General features: G+C 64.2%; 22 protein-coding genes. 7 read left to right on the top strand and 15 right to left on the bottom strand.

Annotation, left to right across the window (positions count from 1 at the left end; all coding sequences use genetic code 11):
- Both AAZQ98_RS04365 and AAZQ98_RS04360 read left to right on the top strand, forming a co-directional pair.
- Positions 1–351, top strand: a 351-nt coding sequence (locus AAZQ98_RS04365; RefSeq protein ID WP_434690077.1) for a hypothetical protein, incomplete at its 5' end; no start/stop codon positions are given.
- Between the two features lie 33 nt (positions 352–384).
- Entirely contained in the window at positions 385–1,338 is a 954-nt protein-coding gene (locus AAZQ98_RS04360; RefSeq protein ID WP_434690075.1) for an NAD(P)H-dependent flavin oxidoreductase, read from the top strand.
- Here the strand turns inward: AAZQ98_RS04360 and panC are convergent.
- The 13 genes from panC to dacB all read right to left on the bottom strand — a co-directional run bounded on the left by panC (position 1,335) and on the right by dacB (position 13,593).
- Positions 1,335–2,201 (bottom strand): pantoate--beta-alanine ligase, encoded by an 867-nt coding sequence (panC, locus tag AAZQ98_RS04355; RefSeq protein WP_434690072.1) that lies wholly within the window; start codon positions 2,199–2,201, stop codon positions 1,335–1,337. The two genes, AAZQ98_RS04360 and panC, sit on opposite strands and share 4 nt — an antisense overlap.
- 4 nt (positions 2,202–2,205) lie before the next feature.
- Entirely contained in the window at positions 2,206–3,072 is an 867-nt protein-coding gene (locus tag AAZQ98_RS04350; protein WP_105662167.1) for a Rossmann-like and DUF2520 domain-containing protein, read from the bottom strand.
- A gap of 2 nt (positions 3,073–3,074) precedes the next feature.
- A complete protein-coding gene (locus AAZQ98_RS04345; RefSeq protein ID WP_434690070.1) occupies positions 3,075–4,472 on the bottom strand; it encodes a PH domain-containing protein in 1,398 nt (465 codons plus the stop codon).
- Positions 4,469–4,966, bottom strand: a complete 498-nt coding sequence (locus tag AAZQ98_RS04340) for a PH domain-containing protein (protein ID WP_434690067.1) — start codon at positions 4,964–4,966, stop codon at positions 4,469–4,471. The genes AAZQ98_RS04345 and AAZQ98_RS04340 overlap by 4 nt, the downstream gene beginning before the upstream one ends.
- Positions 4,935–5,396, bottom strand: a complete 462-nt coding sequence (locus AAZQ98_RS04335; protein ID WP_105658625.1) for a DUF3180 domain-containing protein — start codon at positions 5,394–5,396, stop codon at positions 4,935–4,937. Before AAZQ98_RS04335 ends, AAZQ98_RS04340 begins: the two co-directional genes overlap by 32 nt.
- Positions 5,384–6,226, bottom strand: coding sequence for a 2-amino-4-hydroxy-6-hydroxymethyldihydropteridine diphosphokinase (gene folK / locus AAZQ98_RS04330; protein WP_434690065.1), 843 nt, complete (start codon positions 6,224–6,226; stop codon positions 5,384–5,386). Before folK ends, AAZQ98_RS04335 begins: the two co-directional genes overlap by 13 nt.
- Complete coding sequence (folP, locus tag AAZQ98_RS04325; RefSeq protein WP_434690064.1) at positions 6,213–7,115, bottom strand: dihydropteroate synthase; 903 nt, start codon at positions 7,113–7,115, stop codon at positions 6,213–6,215. Before folP ends, folK begins: the two co-directional genes overlap by 14 nt.
- Before the next feature lie 8 nt (positions 7,116–7,123).
- Positions 7,124–7,702: a GTP cyclohydrolase I FolE gene (gene folE, locus AAZQ98_RS04320; RefSeq protein ID WP_286134348.1), complete on the bottom strand. Its 579-nt coding sequence runs from the start codon at positions 7,700–7,702 to the stop codon at positions 7,124–7,126.
- Positions 7,703–7,711: 9 nt separating this feature from the next.
- Positions 7,712–9,637: an ATP-dependent zinc metalloprotease FtsH gene (gene ftsH / locus AAZQ98_RS04315; RefSeq protein WP_402472122.1), complete on the bottom strand. Its 1,926-nt coding sequence runs from the start codon at positions 9,635–9,637 to the stop codon at positions 7,712–7,714.
- Positions 9,638–9,744: 107 nt separating this feature from the next.
- A complete protein-coding gene (hpt, locus tag AAZQ98_RS04310; RefSeq protein ID WP_105658629.1) occupies positions 9,745–10,296 on the bottom strand; it encodes a hypoxanthine phosphoribosyltransferase in 552 nt (183 codons plus the stop codon).
- Between the two features lie 64 nt (positions 10,297–10,360).
- Positions 10,361–11,287 carry a tRNA lysidine(34) synthetase TilS gene (gene tilS, locus AAZQ98_RS04305; RefSeq protein WP_434690060.1) on the bottom strand — a complete coding sequence of 309 codons (927 nt, stop codon included), beginning with the start codon at positions 11,285–11,287 and terminating at the stop codon, positions 10,361–10,363.
- Positions 11,284–12,210, bottom strand: coding sequence for a zinc-dependent metalloprotease (locus tag AAZQ98_RS04300; protein WP_105662169.1), 927 nt, complete (start codon positions 12,208–12,210; stop codon positions 11,284–11,286). Before AAZQ98_RS04300 ends, tilS begins: the two co-directional genes overlap by 4 nt.
- Positions 12,211–12,228: 18 nt before the next feature.
- Entirely contained in the window at positions 12,229–13,593 is a 1,365-nt protein-coding gene (dacB, locus tag AAZQ98_RS04295) for a D-alanyl-D-alanine carboxypeptidase/D-alanyl-D-alanine endopeptidase (RefSeq protein WP_434690059.1), read from the bottom strand.
- Positions 13,594–13,690: 97 nt separating this feature from the next.
- Between dacB and AAZQ98_RS04290 the strand changes: the two genes are divergently transcribed.
- Positions 13,691–14,170, top strand: coding sequence for an inorganic diphosphatase (locus AAZQ98_RS04290; protein WP_105658632.1), 480 nt, complete (start codon positions 13,691–13,693; stop codon positions 14,168–14,170).
- Positions 14,171–14,272: 102 nt separating this feature from the next.
- Here the strand turns inward: AAZQ98_RS04290 and AAZQ98_RS04285 are convergent, their stop codons facing one another.
- Entirely contained in the window at positions 14,273–15,481 is a 1,209-nt protein-coding gene (locus tag AAZQ98_RS04285) for a DNA recombination protein RmuC (protein WP_434690055.1), read from the bottom strand.
- Positions 15,482–15,564: 83 nt separating this feature from the next.
- Here AAZQ98_RS04285 and AAZQ98_RS04280 point away from each other — a divergent pair, with 83 nt between their 5' ends.
- The 4 genes from AAZQ98_RS04280 (at position 15,565) to AAZQ98_RS04265 (ending at position 17,973) form a co-directional block, all read left to right on the top strand.
- Positions 15,565–16,188 (top strand): pyroglutamyl-peptidase I, encoded by a 624-nt coding sequence (locus AAZQ98_RS04280; protein WP_434690054.1) that lies wholly within the window; start codon positions 15,565–15,567, stop codon positions 16,186–16,188.
- Positions 16,189–16,197: 9 nt separating this feature from the next.
- Positions 16,198–16,419: a hypothetical protein gene (locus tag AAZQ98_RS04275; protein ID WP_434690052.1), complete on the top strand. Its 222-nt coding sequence runs from the start codon at positions 16,198–16,200 to the stop codon at positions 16,417–16,419.
- Between the two features lie 179 nt (positions 16,420–16,598).
- Positions 16,599–17,258 (top strand): YczE/YyaS/YitT family protein, encoded by a 660-nt coding sequence (locus AAZQ98_RS04270; RefSeq protein WP_105658636.1) that lies wholly within the window; start codon positions 16,599–16,601, stop codon positions 17,256–17,258.
- A 112-nt stretch (positions 17,259–17,370) separates the two neighbouring features.
- On the top strand, positions 17,371–17,973 hold the full coding sequence (locus tag AAZQ98_RS04265) for a hypothetical protein (RefSeq protein ID WP_105658637.1): 603 nt from the start codon (positions 17,371–17,373) through the stop codon (positions 17,971–17,973).
- Between the two features lie 9 nt (positions 17,974–17,982).
- On the opposite strand, the gene AAZQ98_RS04260 is transcribed toward AAZQ98_RS04265, so the two are convergent.
- A complete protein-coding gene (locus AAZQ98_RS04260; RefSeq protein WP_434690050.1) occupies positions 17,983–18,813 on the bottom strand; it encodes an HAD family hydrolase in 831 nt (276 codons plus the stop codon).
- Positions 18,814–18,869 lie beyond the last annotated feature (56 nt).

Below are 18,869 nucleotides of genomic sequence, written 5' to 3'. Positions count from 1 at the left end.
ATAATAAAACACTCAAGAACACTGCACGGGGGTGCAATGCCTCAAGCAAATGTTATGTATTCACCAAATAAAAATATTCGGTATCAACAAACTTGGCACACTATTGAGTTCTCAAACAACAAACACTCTCGACACCGCAACCATCAAGCCTTCGATGACTGCTTCGCTCCGGAGCAACTTTTCCAACTTACCAGAGTTCCTGATCCGATCAAAATCGGCGGAAAACCTTCAGTGAAAAGTGATTGGCTGCCGGGTAAACAATCGGTAGATTCCGTGTTGTTTCCGTTCCGGCAACAGATAAAAACTATACACAGGTTCTTGGGCACTTACAAATCGGGGGCCGCGTTCTAGGTCACACTCATTTCGCTGTTCTAGTCTGGGCTCATGAGCGACCTGCAAAGACTCCTTGGATACCGTGAACCCATCTTCAATGCATCTATGGCTGGCGCGGCTGGCGGCGCCTTGGCTGCAGCTGTTTCCCGCGCGGGAGGTGTAGGGATGATCGGTTCGCCTGCAACTCCTACAGCTGACTGGATTGAACAGCAAACGCAATTCGTTGAATCCCTGAGTACTCCATGGGGCGTGGGCTTCATGGCCTGGGCGCTGGAAACGGATCTCTCCCCGCTAGAGGCCTTCTTGGAGTTCGGACCCTCGTTGGTGACCTTGAGCTTCGGCGATGTCACCCGGGCCGCGGCGGTAGCCCATGAGGCTGGAGTTCTGACCGCCATGCAGGTAGGCAATGCGGCAGATCTGGAACGCGCGATGGCTGATGACATCGACATCATCATTGCCCGTGGCGCAGAAGGTGGCGGACATGGCCGCAATGAAGCCGGAACTCTGCCGCTGCTGCAGCTGGCAACCGCCCAGCACCAGAAGCCTGTGGTGGCGGCCGGAGGCATCGGCACTGCGCGAGGTATCGCTGCGGTACTGTCAGCTGGCGCGGAAGCTGCCTGGATCGGGACCCGTTTCCTCTCGGCAGCAGAGTCCAGCGGGCACGGGAACATGAAGAGCGCAGCACGCAATGCGGGCCTGGATGACACTGTCTATACCCGCGCCTTCGATCTCGCCCAGCAATTGCCATGGGCGCCCGAGTTCGGCGGACGGGCGCTGCGCAATGAGTTCAGCGACCAGCACGCGGATCTTTCCACCTGGGAGCCGAACGATGCGCTGCGCGAGCAGATGGACCAGGCCCGCTCCGAAGCGCTGACGGACATGGCCCCGGTCTATGCCGGTGAGGCAGTGCAGTTCGTTGGCGCCGAGCAGCCCGCCGCCGAAATCATGCAGGAGCTGTGCGGCTTCCGCCAGGTCCTCGGGCAGGCTGCTCGACGCTTTGCCTAGATCGGCTGGTTGTCGATCAGCCGGACGTTGCCCACCTTCGCCGCGACAAGGATCAAGCCCTCGCCGGTGAAGGGGGTGTCCTGGCAGTTGAATGCCAGTTCCTGCAGGGTATCCGGGTCAACGACGGCGAAGTAGTCCAGCTCCACCAGCGGGGCCATCTGGTACAAGCCGATGGCATCCTCGATGTACAGCGGTTCATTGCGTGCCGCACGGTCGGCAACCAGCTGGATCGAGCGGTGCAGCACCAAGGCCGCTTCCTTCTCTTCCTCGCTGAGCAATGCATTGCGGCTGGAAAGCGCCAGGCCTTTCGGGCTGCGCACGATCGGTACCGCACGCAGTTCTACCGGATAGTCCAGGTCGGCAACCATGCGGCGGATCAGCATCAGCTGCTGGGCATCCTTCTGGCCGAAGTAGGCGCGGTATTCGCCCCGACGCGGGTCGGCCAAGTGCAGCAGCTTGGCGACTACGGCCAGCATGCCATCGAAGTGGCCTGGACGCGAGGCGCCTTCATACATTTCGCCCAGCGCGCCGGAGCTCAACTTCACCAGCGGAAGGCCGGCATGGTAGATCTCGGAAGCGTCCGGGGCAAAGACAAGATCGACGCCGGCAGCCGCGGCCAGCTGCACATCAGCGTCGAGCTGGCGCGGATAGTTGGCGTAGTCGCTGGCATCGTTGAACTGCAGCTCATTGACGAATACGGAGATGACTACCAGTTCGTTTTCTTCGCGGGCGGCCTTGAACAGCGAAGCATGTCCGCGGTGCAGGGCTCCCATAGTGGGCACGAAGCCCAGCGATCCCGGGTTAGCTGCGGCAATAGCAGCCTTCAGCTCGGCACGGGTCTTTACAATCTTCGGGGTTTTCACCCTTCTATTCTAGAACTCGCAGAAGCTCTTCCAGCGTGCCTTGGGAGATCAGTCCGCGTTCTGCGGCGCGCAGCGCGGTAGCGCGCGAGAGGCTCCGATAGGAATTGTTGGTTTCCGCCGGGGCGTCGGCCAGCGCCTGCAGGTGCGCAGTGACCGTTCCGCTATCGCCTCGTGCTACCGGGCCGGTCAGTGCGCCCGCGCCGGAACGCAGGGCATTATCCAGGCTCGCGTACATCAGGGCGCGCAGGGTATTGGATGGTTCTTCCACGCCGATCCGGCGCAGGATGTCCGCCGATTGCGCCGTGATGGTGTTCAGGTGGTTTGCCGCATGGGCCAGGGCCGCGTGGTAGCTGGCACGATCCTGCTCGGCGATCACCACCGGCTCCCCGCGCATTTCCACCACCAGCGCCTGGGCTACCGGGAGGATGGCCTCGTCCGCGGTCACCGCGAAGACGCAGTCGGTCAGGCGCTGGAGGTCCATGCTCATGCCGGTGAAGGTCATGGCCGGGTGGATTGCCAGTCCAAAGGCGCCAGCATCCAAGGCCGGTTGCAGGATCGAGGTGCCGTACCGCCCGGCGGTGTGCGCGATCAACTGCCCGGCGGCGATATGGCCGCCCGCTGCCAGTCCGGACACCAGTTCGCCGAGCACGTCGTCGGGTACCGCAAGGAGCACCAGCTCGCTGCGGCGCAGGATTTCTGCTGGATCCAGCAGTTCCACGCCGGGCAGCAAGGCGTCGGCGCGATCGCGCGAATCCTCCGAGACGGCGTGGATTCCGGTGATCCGGTGTCCGCTGGCTGCCAGCGCCGCACCAAGCACGGTGCCTACCTTGCCGGCGGAGATGATGCCGATTCCCAAGCGTGGTGCGTCCACTTCTACCTTTCAACCAGGCGCCGGGTTTGCGCCCGAATAAATTCTGCTGCGGTGTCCGCATCAATCTGATGCAGGTATCCGATGATGTTTCCGCCGGCACAGTGCAAGCGGACACCGGCCAGTTTACGTCCTTGCTCCCATGGTCCCTGGCCCCAGCTCATGCCCTGCACCCGGTTATGCGGCACGAAGCTGGCCTGCCGGGCCAGCCAGCCATACCGGGAAATCACCGTGGTGCCGGTGGCCAGGAACGCCTGGTGCTTCCATGCCCCGGGCGATAGCGGCTTGGCGCGTTCCGGGGAGCCGGTGAAACCGTGTTCGCATCCGGTGCTCACCGCAGTGGCCAGCACCTCGCGCTGGTTGGCGACGCCAAGATCCGGCAGCAGGATCCCCATGATGCGGGCGACCGACTCGAAGTCGCCCACCGGAAGCACCTGCAGGTTATCCGCGTCATCGCTCTTGGTGCCCAGCACGTTGACTTCCACCTTGTACCAGCCCAGCATCCGCCAGAAGAAGGGTGCCGTCACCGAAATGGCCTGGACGCGGCCGGCAGGAATGGAGTGCTGGCGGGTGTCAGCCAGCCCGTAGCTGATGCGCATGCCGGTGTCCGAGGCGCTGGCGGTGAAGTTCCAGCCCTGGTTCAGCTGCTTGTAGTAGAAGCTGCCGAAGGCCAAGGCCGCGGGGACCAGCGCCGCGATGATTCCGTCGACCCCGGCAAGCCAAAGCACCAGCATCGCCAGGCATGCGAGCACCCCGAACATCACCGGCAATTGCAGGAACATGGAGCCAATCAGGCGCCCAATGGGCACGTTGGCCATCAGCGGCAATGCGTCCGCGGCGGCCTGCGGCTGGGCTGCCGCGCGGTCCGCCGCGTCGTGGGAGACGCTTTCTTGGGCAGCGGCAGGTTCTTCGCCGCGGGCCCGCTCCAGGATGACCACGCGCAGCGCGTGGGCATCGGCCTTGCGCAGGAAGGAAAGGCGCAGCACCGACTCGGAGGAATCGGCCACGTCAAAGCGCAGTTCGGCGAGACCCAGCAGCCGGGCTACCAGTGGCTGGGCGATGTCTATGCCTTGCACCTTGTCGATGCGCGCCTGCTTCTGGCTGCGGAAAAGCATCCCGGAATTCACGTACACGTGGGTGCTGGTGAGCTTATAGCGGGTGAAGTACCAGGAAAGGAAGTAGAAGATGAGCACCACGGCCAGTGCGATGCCGGCGCCCGCGACGGTCCACATCAGCCTGGTGCCGGAGAAGCGCTCCGCCCAGGACAGGTCGTCGGTGTTCTGCCAGTAGATGTAGCCCAGGCCGATGATGGCCAGCCAGCCGTGGACGAACGGGCTGGCTGGATGCACCCGCTGCCATGGCTCGGCGCTGTCTCCGGTGGCCAGTTCTTCGGCCTGGCTCATAGCATTTTCTCTTCGCCGGCGGCCACGAGCCGTTCGCGCAGGGCCTGCCCTTCGCGCTCGGGCAACCCGTAGACGTGCGCGGTGGCAGCGCTGCCGGCGGTGTTCAGCGTCAGCTGGCACAACCCATAGCGGCGCTCCAGCGGCCCGCTGTTGACCTCGACATATTGCATGCGGCCGTAGGGAATGACCACCTGCTTGCGCCACATCACCCCGGAGCGGACGATGAAGTCTTCTTCGCGTTCGAGATAGCCCAGTGCGGCGACCTGGCGGCGGATGATGCGCAATGCCGGCAACGCGATGGCCAGCACCAGCAGGACCGGGGAAATCACCAGCCACAGCGGGACGCCGACGCCGGTGACTGCCAGCACGACAGGGACCAGGGCAGCCAGCAGGAACAGGCCCCAGGTGATCGCCCAGGTGGTGAACTTGACCTTGGCGTAGTCCCGGTGGGCTGGGGTGAAGTTATTCGGTGACCACGGAGTCGCTGTTGCCATCGGTATCCTCTGGAGGTAGTTTGCACAGTTGCTGAACAATATACCCAATAATCACCATGAGGACACCAGCACCAGTCAGCACCAGGCCGCGGGTCAGGGTGGGGGTGATCCCGGTGGCCGCCCAGAGGGTGATGATGGCCGGAACATGCCAACCGGCAATCACCGCACCGGCATACGCCGAGGCCTGGGCCAGAACCAGGGTACGAGCTGCGGCGATCGGCTCGAAGTCCGATTTGCCCAAAGTGGAGCGCTTCACGCGGATCCCCAGGAACAGGATCACCGCGCAGACTGCGCCCAGCGAGTACAGGGCGGAGTAGTCCAGCACCGGCGCGTACCTGCCTGCCGCGGTGAGCAGGCGCAACGCGATCCAGCCGGCCACGGCCCCGAGCCCGGCGCACCAGAGCAGCCAGCGCAGCTTCAGCTTGGCCATAGCCGGATGATGTCCTTCGTATCGGCAGCTTCGGCGGCCAAACGGGAAACCAATTGCCCGTTCAGCACCGCGTCCGGATCCATCCAGCTCCACGGGGCCAGCACGAAGCCGCGGATCGCGGCGCGCGGATGAGGCAGGGTCAGCCGCTCATCATCCAGGTTCAGCTGGTCGTAGGCGATCAGGTCCAGATCCAGGGTGCGCGCTTCCCAGCGCACCTCGCGGGTGCGGTGGTGCTTGGCTTCTATGGCCTGGCACAGATCCAGCAGCTCATGCGGGGCCAGCCGGGTACGCACCTGGACGACCTGGTTGGTGTAATCGGGCTGTTCCGGCGGACCGCCGACCGGCTTGGTGATGGCCAGCGGGGAAACCTTGAGCAGCTCGAGTTCTGCGCCGAGGTCCTGCACCGCGGCGGCCAGGGTAGCCTGCGGATCACCCAGGTTGGCGCCCAACGCGATGATCGCGGTGTGCTGCTTCTGGTGCCGCGTCAGCGAAATGGTGACATCGGTGAACGGTACCGGGATTGGAGCCTGCGGCTTGTGCACCACCACGTCGATGGTGAACACGCCCGGGTAGGCGGCGAGGATCGCCTCGGCGATTTCGCTGCCCAGCTTCTCGATCAGGTCCCACGGACCGGCCTGGATCTGCTGGACTACCAGCTCGCTGACTTCGCCGTAGTGCACCGTGTCAAGAACATTGTCGCTGGCTGCCGCACGTGCGATATCCACGTGCAGCACCACGTCAATGATGAATTCCTGGCCGTCGCGCTTCTCATGGTCGAAAACGCCATGGTAGCCGGTGGCCGAAATTCCGTAGATGCTAATGCGATCCATAGGCCTGCACGACTTCAATGGCGTCGCGGTTGCCGGTGACATCGTGCACGCGCACTGCCCAGACCTTGTCGCGGGCGCCCAGCACGGTGGTCGCGGCGGTCGCGGAATCGCGTTCCATCGGCGCACGGCTCTTGGAGCCTTCGGCCAGCAGTTCGCCCAGGAAGCGCTTGCGGCTGGTGCCGATCAGCACCCGGTGGCCCAGCTCCTCGATGGCAGGGACGTTGGCCAGCAGCGCCCAGTTGTGCTGCGCATCCTTGGCGAAGCCCAGTCCCGGATCGATGATGATCTGCTCCGGGGCCACGCCCTTGGCGACGAATTCATCGCGCAGCATGCGCAATTCTGCGATGACCTCGGTGACCACGTCCCGGTAGTTCGCCTCGGAGACCATGTCCTGCGCGGTGCCGCGGCGGTGCATCAATACGTAGGGGACGCCGGTTTCCGCGATCAGCTCCGGCATGCCCGGCTCATAGGTCAGGCCGGAAACGTCGTTGATGAGGTGCGCGCCGGCGGCGATGGCCGCGCGGGCGGTGGAGACATGCATGGTGTCCACGGAGATCACCGCGCCGGCCTTCACCAGGGCTTCGATGACCGGGATGATGCGCTCGCGCTCCAGGGCAGGATCCACGTTCGTGGCGCCCGGGCGGGTGGATTCGCCGCCCACGTCGATGATGTCGGCACCCGAGTACAGCAGCTTCAGGCCCTGGTCGATCGCGGCATCGGCGGACAGGTACTTCCCGCCATCCGAGAAGGAGTCCTCGGTGACGTTCAGGATGCCCATGACCAGGGTGCGGCCGGTTGGCAGGTCGGCCATGGTCTTCTTGCTGGACTTGCGGATCACCGGCAATGGGCTGGTGTTCGGGCCGGTGCCCGGGATCGCTCCAAGCGACATGGGGGTTCCTACTTTCCGAGGATCAGGCTCATGGCTTCGGCACGGGTGGCGGTTTCCCGCAGCTGCCCGCGCACCGCACTGGTCACGGTCTTCGCGCCGGGCTTCTGCACCCCGCGCATGGACATGCACATGTGCTCGCATTCAACGACGACGATCGCACCAGAGGGGTTCAGGTGCTCCACGAGGGCATCGACGATCTGGGTGGTCAGGCGCTCCTGGACCTGCGGGCGGCGGGCGTACACCTCGACCAGCCGGGCCAGCTTGGACAGGCCGGTGACCTTGCCGCCCTTGCCCGGGATGTAGCCGATATGCGCCGAACCGTAGAAGGGCACCAGGTGGTGCTCGCAGGTCGAGTAGAACGGGATGTCCTTGACCAGCACCATCTCATCGTGCTCGATGTCGAAGGTGGTGGACAAGTGGTCTGCCGCTTTCTGGTGCAAGCCGGCGAAGAACTCCGCATAGGCCTTGGCCACCCGCTTCGGGGTGTCTACCAGGCCGTCGCGGTCGGGATCCTCGCCAATGGCTTCGAGGATCTCGCGCACGGCTGCCGCGATCCGCGGCTGATCAATCTCTTGTAGTTCACTCACGCTTCGATCCTAGTCGGTCGAGGAAGCTGCGCGCTCCTTGGGGCTTAATATCGGGCCCTCGTGGTGCACCGGACGGGCCTCGTTGCTCAGCCAGACTTCGCGCTTGTCGCGCTTCACCAGGTCGGAGAAGATCTCGGCGATCTCCTTCTGGTTCAGCGTCTCGCGCTCCAGCAGCGCCAGGGCCAGGCGGTCGAGCACATGTCGGTTGGCCATCAGCGCCTGGTAGGCGTCGTTGTGCGCCTGCTCGATCAGCTCGCGCACTTCCTGGTCCACCAGGTGGGCCATTTCGTCGGAGAAGTCGCGGGAGGCGGTGCCCATGCCCTGCTCGGCAGCCGAGCCGGCCAGGCGCACGGCGCCCACCTTCTCGCTCATGCCGTATTCGGTGACCATCTTGCGCGCGGTGGCGGTGGCCTTCTCGATGTCGTTGCTGGCGCCGGTGGACGGATCGTGGAAGACGATCTCCTCGGCGACGCGCCCGCCCATGGCGTAGGCCATCTGGTCCAGCAGCTCGTTGCGGGTGACCGAGTACTTGTCGGATTCGGGAACCACCATGGTGTAGCCCAGCGCGCGGCCGCGCGGCAGGATGGTGATCTTGGTGACCGGTGCGGTCTGGTTCATGGCCGCGGCCACCAGCGCGTGGCCGCCCTCGTGGTAGGCGGTGACCTTGCGCTCGTGCTCGTCCATCAGGCGGGTGCGCTTCTGCGGGCCGGCCATGACGCGGTCGATGGCCTCGTCCAGGGCGCGGTCGTCGATCAGGTTAGCGTTGGAGCGGGCGGTGAGCAGCGCGGCCTCGTTGAGCACGTTGGCCAAGTCGGCACCGGTGTAGCCCGGGGTCTTCTTCGCGACGGCGTTCAGGTCCACGGTGGCATCCATCGGCTTGCCCTTCACGTGCACGGCCAGGATCTGCTCGCGGCCCTTCAGATCCGGTGCCTCCACCGGGATCTGGCGGTCGAAGCGGCCCGGGCGCAGCAGCGCCGGGTCCAGCACGTCGGGGCGGTTGGTCGCGGCAATCAGGATGACGTTGGTGGTGGCGTCGAAGCCGTCCATCTCCACCAGCAGCTGGTTCAGGGTCTGCTCGCGCTCATCGTTGCCGCCGCCGATGCCGGCGCCGCGATGGCGGCCGACGGCGTCGATTTCGTCAACGAAGATGATCGCCGGGGAGTTGGTCTTTGCCTGCTCGAACAAGTCGCGCACGCGCGAGGCGCCCACACCGACGAACATCTCCACGAAGTCCGAACCGGAGATCGAGTAGAACGGTACCGCCGCCTCGCCGGCTACGGCCTTGGCCAGCAGGGTCTTGCCGGTGCCCGGAGGGCCGTAGAGCAGCACGCCCTTGGGGATCTTCGCGCCCAGGGCCTGGAATTTGGCTGGTTCCTGCAGGAATTCCTTGATTTCGTGGAGTTCCTCCACGGCCTCGTCGGCGCCGGCGACATCCTTGAAGGTCACCTGCGGCATATCCTTGGTGATCAGCTTCGCCTTGGACTTGCCGAACTGCATGACCTTGGAGCCGCCGCCTTGGGAGCGGGCGAGGATGAACCAGAAGATGCCGGCGATCAGCAGGAACGGGATGATGATCCCGAGCATCGACAGCAGCCAGTTGCTTTCCACCGGCTGGTCGGTGAACTTGCCCAGGTTCGCCTTGTTGATCTCATCGACCACCAGTTCGGCACGGGCGGTGGAGTAGTAGAAGCTCACCGAGGTGCCCTTGTCCACGCCATCGACCTTCAGCGAGTCGCGCAGCTTCAGATCCACGCGCTGGTCGCCGTCGAACATCTTCGCTTCGGTGACATTGCCGCTGGTGAGCTGGTGCAGGCCTACGGAAGTGTCCACCTTGGCCGAGTTATTGCCGAAGACCATCGGCAGGAACAACACCACGGCGACAACGCCGACCAGGACCCAAATGATCCAGCTGTTAAAAAGCTTCTTCGTTTTCATTGATCCGACAGGCCCCGCGCCTGGCGCATCCCCCTCACGCACTGCTCTGGCGTCCGGGTCACGCCACCTTCGATATTTCTCAACGCCCCATTGGCGAGAAAAGTTCCCTACTGGTAAATATGCGGGGCCAAGGTGCCCACGCAATCAAGGTTGCGGTACTTTTCCGCGAAGTCCAGGCCGTAGCCCACCACGAATTCGTTCGGGATGTCCATGCCGACGTACTTGACGTCGATTTCCACCTTGGCTGCCTCCGGCTTGCGCAGCAGGGTGCAGATTTCGACCGAAGCCGGGCCGCGGGATTCCAGATTGGACTTCAGCCAGGACAAGGTCAGGCCGGAATCGATGATGTCCTCGACGATCAGCACGTGCTTGCCCATGAGGTCGGAATCCAGGTCCTTGAGGATGCGCACCACACCGGAGGACTGGGTACCCGAACCGTAGGAGGACACTGCCATCCAGTCCATGGTCAGGTGGGAGTTCAGTGCGCGAACCAGGTCAGCCATGATCATCACGGCGCCCTTGAGCACACCTACCACGAGGATGTCGCGGCCTTCGTAATCCTTGTCGATCTGCGCGGCAAGTTCTTCCACGCGGGCCTGGATTTCTTCCTTGGTGTACAGAACGTGCGCAAGATCGGCTTTGACTGCATTGGAATCCACGAGAATTCTCCTGATTCTAGAGGTGTGGTACTTACCTAGAGTGCCACATTTAGCGGAAGGTTGTTTAGCCGGTTGTGGTGAAAACGATCACCGATTGCCGCCGGAAGGCGCTGATCCTGCCATCCAGCTGCACAGGACCTGCTGATTTGGACTTGGGGACGCCGAGCCCGGCCAGCGCGCACAGCGCCGCCGTTCGCTCATGGCCCACATTTTTGGCCCCTGCTTCCATGGCGGCCAGGCGTAATACTCGCGAGCTGATGGCCACCGGCAGCGTGGCCAGGTCCGGGATCGCCAACCCGTGCTCGTCCTTGGCCAACCGGGCCCATTCGTCGAGGGCCTGGGCGTCGGCGGCGGCCAGGCTGGCGGTGCGCGCCAGCGCTTCGGGAACATGCTCGCCAAGTTCCTCGCGCAAGAAGGGCAGGATCCTATGGCGGATGAGGTTCCGCTTGTACCCGGTGTCCGCGTTGCTCGGATCTTCCCAGTAGCCAAGCCCCGCCTGCCGGCAGATTTCCTCGGTTTGCGCCCGGGACAGTTCCAGCAGGGGGCGCCGGTAGGGTCCGCGCCGGGCAGGGATGCCGGCCAGCGAGCGGGTTCCCGATCCGCGCAGCAGCCCCAGCAGCACCTGCTCGGCCTGGTCGTCGCGGGTGTGGGCGAGCATCAGTGCCTGCGCGTTGAACTGCTGCAGGGCTGTTTCAAAGGCCTGGTACCTGGCCGTGCGGGCCGAAGCCTCGTCATCCGAGGTCTCGACCTGGACCACCGCCACCGGGTCCAATCCCAGCTCGCGGCATTGCCCGGCGGCGCGTTCGGCCGCCTGGGCGCTGCCGGGCTGCAGACCGTGATCGATGACCACGGCGCCGAAGGAAGCGGGCAGCGTCGCCGCGGCAATGGCCAGGGCTAGCGAGTCGGCACCGCCGGAAACCCCGATCAGGTTCAGCCCGGGCGCGCTGCTGGCACTGATGGCAGCGCGGGCAAGGTGAAGGGCGCGGCTCATCGGGTGCGGGCCAGCCAGCGTTCCGGGTCATCGAGTTCCCCGGCGCTCGGGAACATCTCGCGGGCGGTGAAGATTTCGTTGAAGCCCTCGTAGCCGATCGCGTCGACGATATGCCGCACGAATTTTGCCCCGCGTTTGTACTGCAGCGCCTTGGCATCCAATCCCAGCAGCTTGCCCAGCAGGATCGCCAGGGCCGAACGGTTCTCGCCACGGGCTTCGAAGCGGCGGCGGATGGTCTTGATGCTGCGGATCGAGGTGACATCGTTCATCACGACCATGGCGTGGCCTTCGAGCACCGACATGATGCTGGTCAGTTCGCTGACCTCGGACTTCATGGATTTCAGGCGTTCACCCAGTTCGCCCATGGAGTGGGTGGTGCCGGCCAGCGGCTCGAAGGCCTCGGCCAGGGTCTGCTTCATGACCCCGGGGATCCAGGCAGCGTGCTCGAATTGCAGGCGGTGGGTCTGCTCGTGGGTGGCGATCCACAGGTAGAAGTCGCGGGCGTTCACATTCAGCTCGCCGCGGATCTGGGTGATGGTCGGGGCGTTGAGCAGCAGGCGCGGGCCGACGAACGGGTCGAACTGGCCCAGCACCCGGGTGCCCAGCACCGAGAGCACCGCGCCAAGTTCTGCGCCGGCAATCAAGGGGACCACACCGGGGACGTCCTGGCGCGCTGCCGGGAGCAGGGCCGCGAAATTCTGGCTGACGGCCTTGGCCCAGCCGGACCGGTCCACCACCAGGGTCTGCGAGGGCGCGGAAGCAGCCAGCTTGGAAACCTTCTCGGCCTCCACCAGGCCTTCGCCGGCGGCGATGCGCAGTTCCTCGATGATCCGTGCGGCATCCTGGGCCTGGATCCCCGGCCCGGCGGGCATCAGGGTTTTCGCGGCCTTGGCCGCCAGCTTCCAATCGACGAACTGGTTCATTTGCTGCTCCTGCGGCGTTCAGCTCCGGCAGCCACAGCCACGGATGGCGGTGACAGCAGAGTCAATGGTTGGCTTGTGGGGTGCGAGTGTTCCGTTGGGCTGATCGGCATAGATCGAGAAGGCGAGCAGGCGCCCGTCTTCGGTCATGGCCATGCCCGTCAGCGTGGCCACGCCGGTGAGCGAGCCGGTCTTGGCGCGGACCAGGCCAAGTGTTCCGGCACCGCCCAGGCGGTTCATCAAGGTGCCGTTGTAGCCGGCGACCGGCAGCGAGTAGACGACCTCGCGCAATTCCGGCTTCTTGCTGGTGGCGGCCGAGCGCAGTACCGCGGTCAGCGCCGCGGGCGAAATCCGGTTCCTGGCAGCCAGGCCGCTGGTGTCCACGAGCACGTGGCCAGCGGCCCCATGGGCCTGGGCCACAGCAGCGACGGCGGCGCCCGCCTGCTCCCCGGGCATCTGGCGGTCCAGCGCCACCAGGCGGCCCATGGATTCGGCAATATAGTTATCCGAAACCAGCAGCATGTGCTTGATGACATCGCGCAGCGGTGCGGACTTCACTTCGGTGATCTGCTCGCCCCCCGCATAGGGGCCGCGGCCACCCTCATCCACCTTGACCTGCTCGCCCAGGGCTTGGGCGAAGACCTTGCGGACCTGCTCGGCCGGGTCGGACTGGTAGGCGGTGCTGGTGCTTTCCCCGGCACGCCCGGCGTAGTGCGCAATCGGGTAGACCTGGCCAATGTTATTGGAGGTGAACAGCGACTTGTCCCAGGCGGGGTTGCTGTGCGCATCGCCGAACAGCGAGTCGTCCAGCCACAGCTTGACCTCGCTGATGCCGCGCTTTTCAAGTTCTCCGGCGGTCTGCTTGGCCAGGGTTGCCAGTCCTGCATAGCCCTTGGGGTGCGCCGGGTCCGATTCCCCGTCGCCCAGCAGCACATCTCCCCCGCCGCGCAGGACCAGCGTGCCGCCATCGAGCAGCACGCTGGTGGACAGCTGGGTGTCGCCGCCGAGGGCATCGAGGGCCGCGATGGCGGTGACAACCTTCAGGCTGGAGGCCGGGGTGCCATTTATTTCGGAGTTCCTGTCATACAGGACTGTGCCCGTGGCCACGTCGACCACCTGGGCGTTGAAGGACGTCCGGTCGGGCTTGTCCGCCAGGATGCCATCCAGCTTCGCGGCGAGGATTCCGGGGTCCGGTTGCGCGGCGTTGGGGTCCAGGTCCCGCACGGCGACTGGGGATTTATCGGCCAGCTGCGCGCTGGCCGGGGTGTAGGAAGCCTCGGGCTCTCCGGTGAAGAATCGCGGGGCCAGCAGCATCGCGGCAATCACTGCAACCATGGCAACAATCGCCACCCCCAGCGTAATAGCGCGTCGGGCGGCAGTGTTCATATGGTTACATTCCTCTCGCAGTTTTATCCATCAGGCGCAATGGGGCGATACCCTTATTAGCGGATATCCCTAAGACTAGTTTAGGAGTGTGCTTTTCATGAGCCACGACGTGACCATCGAGATCCCTACCGGATCGCGCGTCAAGTACGAGATCGACCACGAGACCCACCGCCTGCGCCTGGATCGCGTGCTGTTCACCTCGATGCAGTACCCAACCCACTACGGCTACTTCGACGATACTCTGGGCGAAGATGGCGATCCATTGGACGCCATGGTCTTCATCCCGGGTGTTGACCTGATCCCAGGTGTTGTTGTCGAAGCACGCCCAATTGGCGTATTCAACATGACCGACGATGGAGGTGGCGATGCCAAGCTGCTGTGCGTTCCTGCCGACAAGCGCTTTGACCACATCAAGGAACTTGAAGACATCGACGAATGGCTGATCAAGGAGATCGAGCACTTCTTCACCCGCTACAAGGACCTGGAACCAGGCAAGTGGGTCAAGGCCGAGGGCTGGGAAGGCCGCGAGGCTGCCGAAGCCGAGCTGGCTCGCTCCATCGAGCGTTTCAAGGCCTAGCCACTAGGCTCAAGCCGAACATGGCGGCGACCCCCGAATCGGGGGTCGCCGCCATTGCTTTTGCTTTCCGGTTCGCTGCCGGAAACCCGGACCTGCCCGGCGCTAGGCTTCAGGCAGCATTCCGCTGAGCACATCTTCCTGCGCGGAAACTTCCAGGGTCTGCACGTCCTTGAGTTTCCGCTCCACCGCACGGGTCCGGGTACCGGCATCGCGCACCGTGTTCTGCGCCGTGGCCAGCTGCTTGCCCAGCTTGTCCCAGACATCTCCGTACTTGCGGAACTCTTCCTTGGCCGCCGAGAGCACCTGCCATACCTCGCTGCTGCGCTTCTCAATGGCCAGTGTCCGGAAACCCATTTGCAAGGAGTTCAGCAGGCTCATCAGGGTGGTGGGCCCCGTGACCAGCACCCGGTGCTCGGCCTGCAGCTTGCTGGCCAGCCCCGGGCTGCGCACAACCTCGGCGAACAGCCCCTCGGTGGGCAGGTACATGATGGCGAAGTCGGTGCTGTACGGCGGGGCGATGTACTTGCTGGAGATCAGCTTGGCCTGCTCAAGGATCGCCCGGTCCAGCGCCTTGCCCGCAGCGGCGATGACGGCCTTGTCGCCGTGCTCCTGGGCATCGAGCAGGCGCTCGTAGTCCTCTTGCGGCAGCTTGGAGTCGATTGGCAGATAGATCGTTCCGGCCTCCCGCCCGGGCAGGATCACCGCGAACTCCACGACCTCGCGGCTGCCGGGCACGACCGCCACGTTCTGCTCGTACTGCTCTGCGGTGAGGATGTCTTCCAGCTGGCGCGAGAGCTGCACTTCGCCCCATGAACCACGGCTCTTGACGTTGGTGAGCACGCGTTTCAGCCCGCCGACATCCTGGGCCAGGCTCTGCATTTCCCCCAACCCCTTCTGCACCATTTCCAGCCGCTTGCTGACCAGTTCGAAGGATTCGCCCAGCCGCTTCTCCAAGGTCCCCTGGAGCTTCTCGTCCACCGTCTCGCGCATCTTCTCGAGTTTGGCTTCATTGCCCGAGCGCAGTTTCTCCATTTCCTGCTGGAGCAACCCCTGGACCTGCAGATGGCGGTTCGCATTGGCTTCTGCCATCGCGGTCAGCTTGGCGTCGATCTCGGTACGCACTTCGCCCATGCCCTGGCGCAGTTCGGTGCGCTGGGTCCCCAGTTCTTGCCGGAGCTCCGCATTGGCAGCGCGCACCGAGTCCTGGATCTGGGCGCCATCAGAGCCGGATGTCCTGCGCACCAGCAGCAAGGCAATACATGCCGTTGCCAGAATATTCAGGATGACGAGTACAAAAACCGCGATTACCATGAGCACCTAACCAAGAACTGTCGAGCGGACCATTGCCTCAGTCCTATCAGCGGACACCGACAGTTTGGGTCCATAATGGGTCCATGCATATTTTGGTCACCGGTTTCGAGCCCTTCGGCAACGACGAATTCAATGCCAGCCAGGAAGCCGTTTCCAGCCTTCCCAGGCAGCTGGGCGAGCATCAGGTCCTCACCGCCATACTTCCGGTGTCCTTCGCGGCCTCCGGCAAAGCACTCGAATCGCTCGTGGCGAAGCACCAGCCCGATGCGCTGATTTGCGTCGGCGAAGCCGGCGGCCGGCATGCAATCACGCCGGAGCGATGGGCTTTTAACGAAGATGATGCCCGCATCCCCGACAATGATGGCGCCCAGCCGCGGTCAGCGGCCATCAAGGCGAATGCGCCGGGACGCTTGGATGCCACCCTTGATCCAGCAGCGGCCGTCCGCGCCCTGCTCGCCGCAGGCCATGAGGCAAGGGTCTCCGAGGATGCCGGGCGTTTCGTGTGCAACCACATCGCGTATTTGGCGTATTCCCAACCGGTCCCGGCATTGTTCATCCATGTTCCCGCACTGCGCCCGCCAGGGGTTCAAGCCACGGTTGGTGCTGAAACCGACGCATCGGCCAGCCCACCTCGGCCCGGGGACCTGAGCCGGCTATCGTCGGCCCTGGGCATTGCGATACTGGGAAGCCTCGCCCCCGGTGGATAGACTGCTTCCATGGAAGCGGTAATGGCACTGGACGGCCTGGAAGTTGGCATTCTGGTGCTGTGGGCGCTGGGCACGCTCTTTGTGCTGGTGCAGTTCCTCCGCGAACGCTGCGTGCGCACCGCCATACCGCTGGCCCTAGCCATACCTATTCCCCTGTTTGGCGCCGTCTACTCGGTGGCCCGCTTGACCGGGATCATGATGAAACGAAAGCCTGAATCCGATAATGAATAGCAGTCCCACCCGCTGGATGGTTCTTTTTTCGCTTTCCATCGGCCTTCTTTTCATCGGAGCTTTCGCCCTGGTTGTCTCGGGGCTCGCTGCCCCATGGCTGGACTGGGACTAGGAATGTGACCATCTGATACTTGCGGGATTACTGCCGGGGTTCAGCGCAGGGCTAGCCTTGAAGCATCATGACCCTGCATAATCTCACTCCGCTCGATCAGCTGCGTGCCGGAAAGCTCCCCCTGCGTCTTGCAAATCTGTTCATCGGCCTCATGCTTTTTGCGCTGGCCATGGCACTGCTGATCCGCGCCCAGCTCGGCGTGGATCCGTGGGATGTGCTTCACCTGGGCCTGGCCAACTACATTCCGCTGTCGCTGGGAACGATCGTGATCATCGTCGGCGTCGTGGTGCTGCTGGCCTGGATTCCGCTCAAACAGTGGCCAGGATTGGGCACCGTCGCCAATGTGCTGCTCATCGGGCTTGGCCTGGACTTCTTTCTCTGGCTCATCCCTGATGTCCACGGATTGGGCTGGCAGATCCTGACCCTGGTTGGCGCCATCGCCGTCAATGGCCTTGGCGGCGCCCTGTACATCGGCTGCCATTTCGGCCCCGGCCCGCGCGACGGCCTGATGACCGGGCTGCATTTGCGCACCGGCAAATCGATCCGCCTGCTGCGCACCATTATCGAGGTGTGCGTGCTGGGGATCGGCTGGCTGCTCGGCGGTCCGGTGGGCGTGGGCACGGTGGCTTATGCGCTGCTGATTGGCCCCGCTACCCAGTTCTTCTTCAAGTACACGACCGTTGCGCTGCCCGCCCAGCAGGGCGCGCCCAGCAGCACCCTGTCCTAGTTCCTCCTGATCCCGCCAGCCGGCGGACCGGCATCAGGCTTGAGCAGCACCGTTAGCCGCCAAGTGCCGCGCAGTGCGCGACAAACCCGGTTGCACACGCAATACTTGAATCATGTTTGTCGTTGCGCTCAGCCCCCGGCCCCGCTCGGTCACCGATGTTGCCGCCGCCAGCGAGCAGCTCTGGCACCAGCTGGAACAAGTCGACACCCACGCGCCGTTCACCGCGCTCAGCGGGCAGCTGCTGCTCGGAGTGCCCAGTGACCCCGATGCCGCCGTCGATGCGCTGCTGCGCGTGGCACGGCTGAACTTCTGCAATATCGGGCTGGGCATCGGCAGCCTGTACGAGCCGGTGCCCGCAGAGGCCGACCTGGTCGAGGGCAGGGCTGCGCGGCGCGCGCTCGGCGCGCTGGAGGCGGCCAGCCACCGCGGCGAAAGGGTCCCGATCTGCGTTTCCTCGGGCAATGACGAGATGGACGGCGAGCTCGAGGGCCTGCTGCGCATGCTCGGACAGTGGATCCGCACCCGCACCGAGGCCGAATGGTCCGTCGTGGACCTGTTGACTCCCGGGGTGCGCGGGCAGCAAAAAGCGGTCGCCGGGATCCTGGGAATCACTCCCCAGGCAGTATCTGCGGCGATCGTGCGTTCGGGCTACAACGACGAGCTGGGCGCGCGGGCAGCGATCGCCCGGCTGCTGGAATACACCGACCAGCTCTAGACCCTGGTGCTAGCTGCCCAGCAGCCCTTCCAGGACGATGGCCAGGCCATCCTGGTCTACGCCTTCAGTCACGGCGTCGGCCGCTGCCTTGACCTCATCCGGCGCTTGGCCCATGGCCACGCCATGTCCGGCCCACTGCAGCATTTCGACGTCATTGCGGCCATCGCCTACTGCCAGCGAGTCCTTCGAATCGAACTTCAGGATCGCCCGCAGCCGCTCCAGGCCGCTGGCCTTGGTGGTACCCTCGGCGGCAATATCCAGCCAAGCGGTCCAGCCCACCGAGTAGGTCACCCCGGAGAGCCCCAGGCTCTGCACGGCATGCCCGAATTCCTCGGCGGTGTTGTCGGTGGAGAACACCACCACGCGCACGGCCTTGCTGTTGACCAGCTCGCCGAAATCAACGACCTTGCTCTCGGCGCCAAAGCTCATGTCGCCGAAGGTTTCGCTGGAAAGGAATTCGCCGCGCTCGTTTTCCAAGGCGTACTTGGCTTTGGGAAGCTGGTCGCGCAGCGCCTTGAGCGCTGTCGACGGATCGAAGATCTCGCGGTGCAGGATCTCGACTTCATCCTGGGACACCTTCGCGAGCACGCCGCCGTTGCTGACCACGACATAGCCATGGTCGATGCCCAGTTCCGCCATGATGGGCAGGGCCGCACCCAAGGAGCGGCCGGTGGAGATGATTACCTCATGGCCCTGGGCCACTACAGCCCGCGCGGCATCGCGCACGCGCTGGCTCATTTCCCCTTGGTGGTTGACGATGGTGCCATCCACGTCAAGGCAAATCATCAATTTTTGCTTGGTCAGCCGGTCATCGTTGCCGAGCTTAGTCATAACAGTCATGGCTCAAGTTAACCACCACCGCGGGTTTTTGGCGATGACCCAAGGCACAGCGCCAA

The organism is Glutamicibacter sp. Je.9.36 (assembly GCF_051129975.1).
Lineage (GTDB): Bacteria > Actinomycetota > Actinomycetes > Actinomycetales > Micrococcaceae > Glutamicibacter.
This window is presented reverse-complemented; position numbering and strand designations above follow the sequence as displayed.

Bases quoted from the DNA above. Each gene is read 5' to 3' on its own strand.
- AAZQ98_RS04345 (WP_434690070.1), bottom strand. From the start codon at position 4,472: ATGAGCCAGGCCGAAGAACTGGCCACCGGAGACAGCGCCGAGCCATGG.
- AAZQ98_RS04360 (WP_434690075.1), top strand. From the start codon at position 385: ATGAGCGACCTGCAAAGACTCCTTGGATACCGTGAACCCATCTTCAAT.
- AAZQ98_RS04335 (WP_105658625.1), bottom strand. From the start codon at position 5,396: ATGGCCAAGCTGAAGCTGCGCTGGCTGCTCTGGTGCGCCGGGCTCGGG.
- folK (WP_434690065.1), bottom strand. From the start codon at position 6,226: ATGGATCGCATTAGCATCTACGGAATTTCGGCCACCGGCTACCATGGC.
- AAZQ98_RS04280 (WP_434690054.1), top strand. From the start codon at position 15,565: ATGCATATTTTGGTCACCGGTTTCGAGCCCTTCGGCAACGACGAATTC.
- AAZQ98_RS04260 (WP_434690050.1), bottom strand. From the start codon at position 18,813: ATGACTGTTATGACTAAGCTCGGCAACGATGACCGGCTGACCAAGCAA.
- AAZQ98_RS04290 (WP_105658632.1), top strand. From the start codon at position 13,691: ATGAGCCACGACGTGACCATCGAGATCCCTACCGGATCGCGCGTCAAG.
- ftsH (WP_402472122.1), bottom strand. From the start codon at position 9,637: ATGAAAACGAAGAAGCTTTTTAACAGCTGGATCATTTGGGTCCTGGTC.
- AAZQ98_RS04285 (WP_434690055.1), bottom strand. From the start codon at position 15,481: ATGGTAATCGCGGTTTTTGTACTCGTCATCCTGAATATTCTGGCAACG.
- dacB (WP_434690059.1), bottom strand. From the start codon at position 13,593: ATGAACACTGCCGCCCGACGCGCTATTACGCTGGGGGTGGCGATTGTT.
- AAZQ98_RS04275 (WP_434690052.1), top strand. From the start codon at position 16,198: ATGGAAGCGGTAATGGCACTGGACGGCCTGGAAGTTGGCATTCTGGTG.
- tilS (WP_434690060.1), bottom strand. From the start codon at position 11,287: ATGAGCCGCGCCCTTCACCTTGCCCGCGCTGCCATCAGTGCCAGCAGC.
- AAZQ98_RS04340 (WP_434690067.1), bottom strand. From the start codon at position 4,966: ATGGCAACAGCGACTCCGTGGTCACCGAATAACTTCACCCCAGCCCAC.
- folP (WP_434690064.1), bottom strand. From the start codon at position 7,115: ATGTCGCTTGGAGCGATCCCGGGCACCGGCCCGAACACCAGCCCATTG.
- AAZQ98_RS04300 (WP_105662169.1), bottom strand. From the start codon at position 12,210: ATGAACCAGTTCGTCGATTGGAAGCTGGCGGCCAAGGCCGCGAAAACC.
- AAZQ98_RS04265 (WP_105658637.1), top strand. From the start codon at position 17,371: ATGTTTGTCGTTGCGCTCAGCCCCCGGCCCCGCTCGGTCACCGATGTT.
- AAZQ98_RS04270 (WP_105658636.1), top strand. From the start codon at position 16,599: ATGACCCTGCATAATCTCACTCCGCTCGATCAGCTGCGTGCCGGAAAG.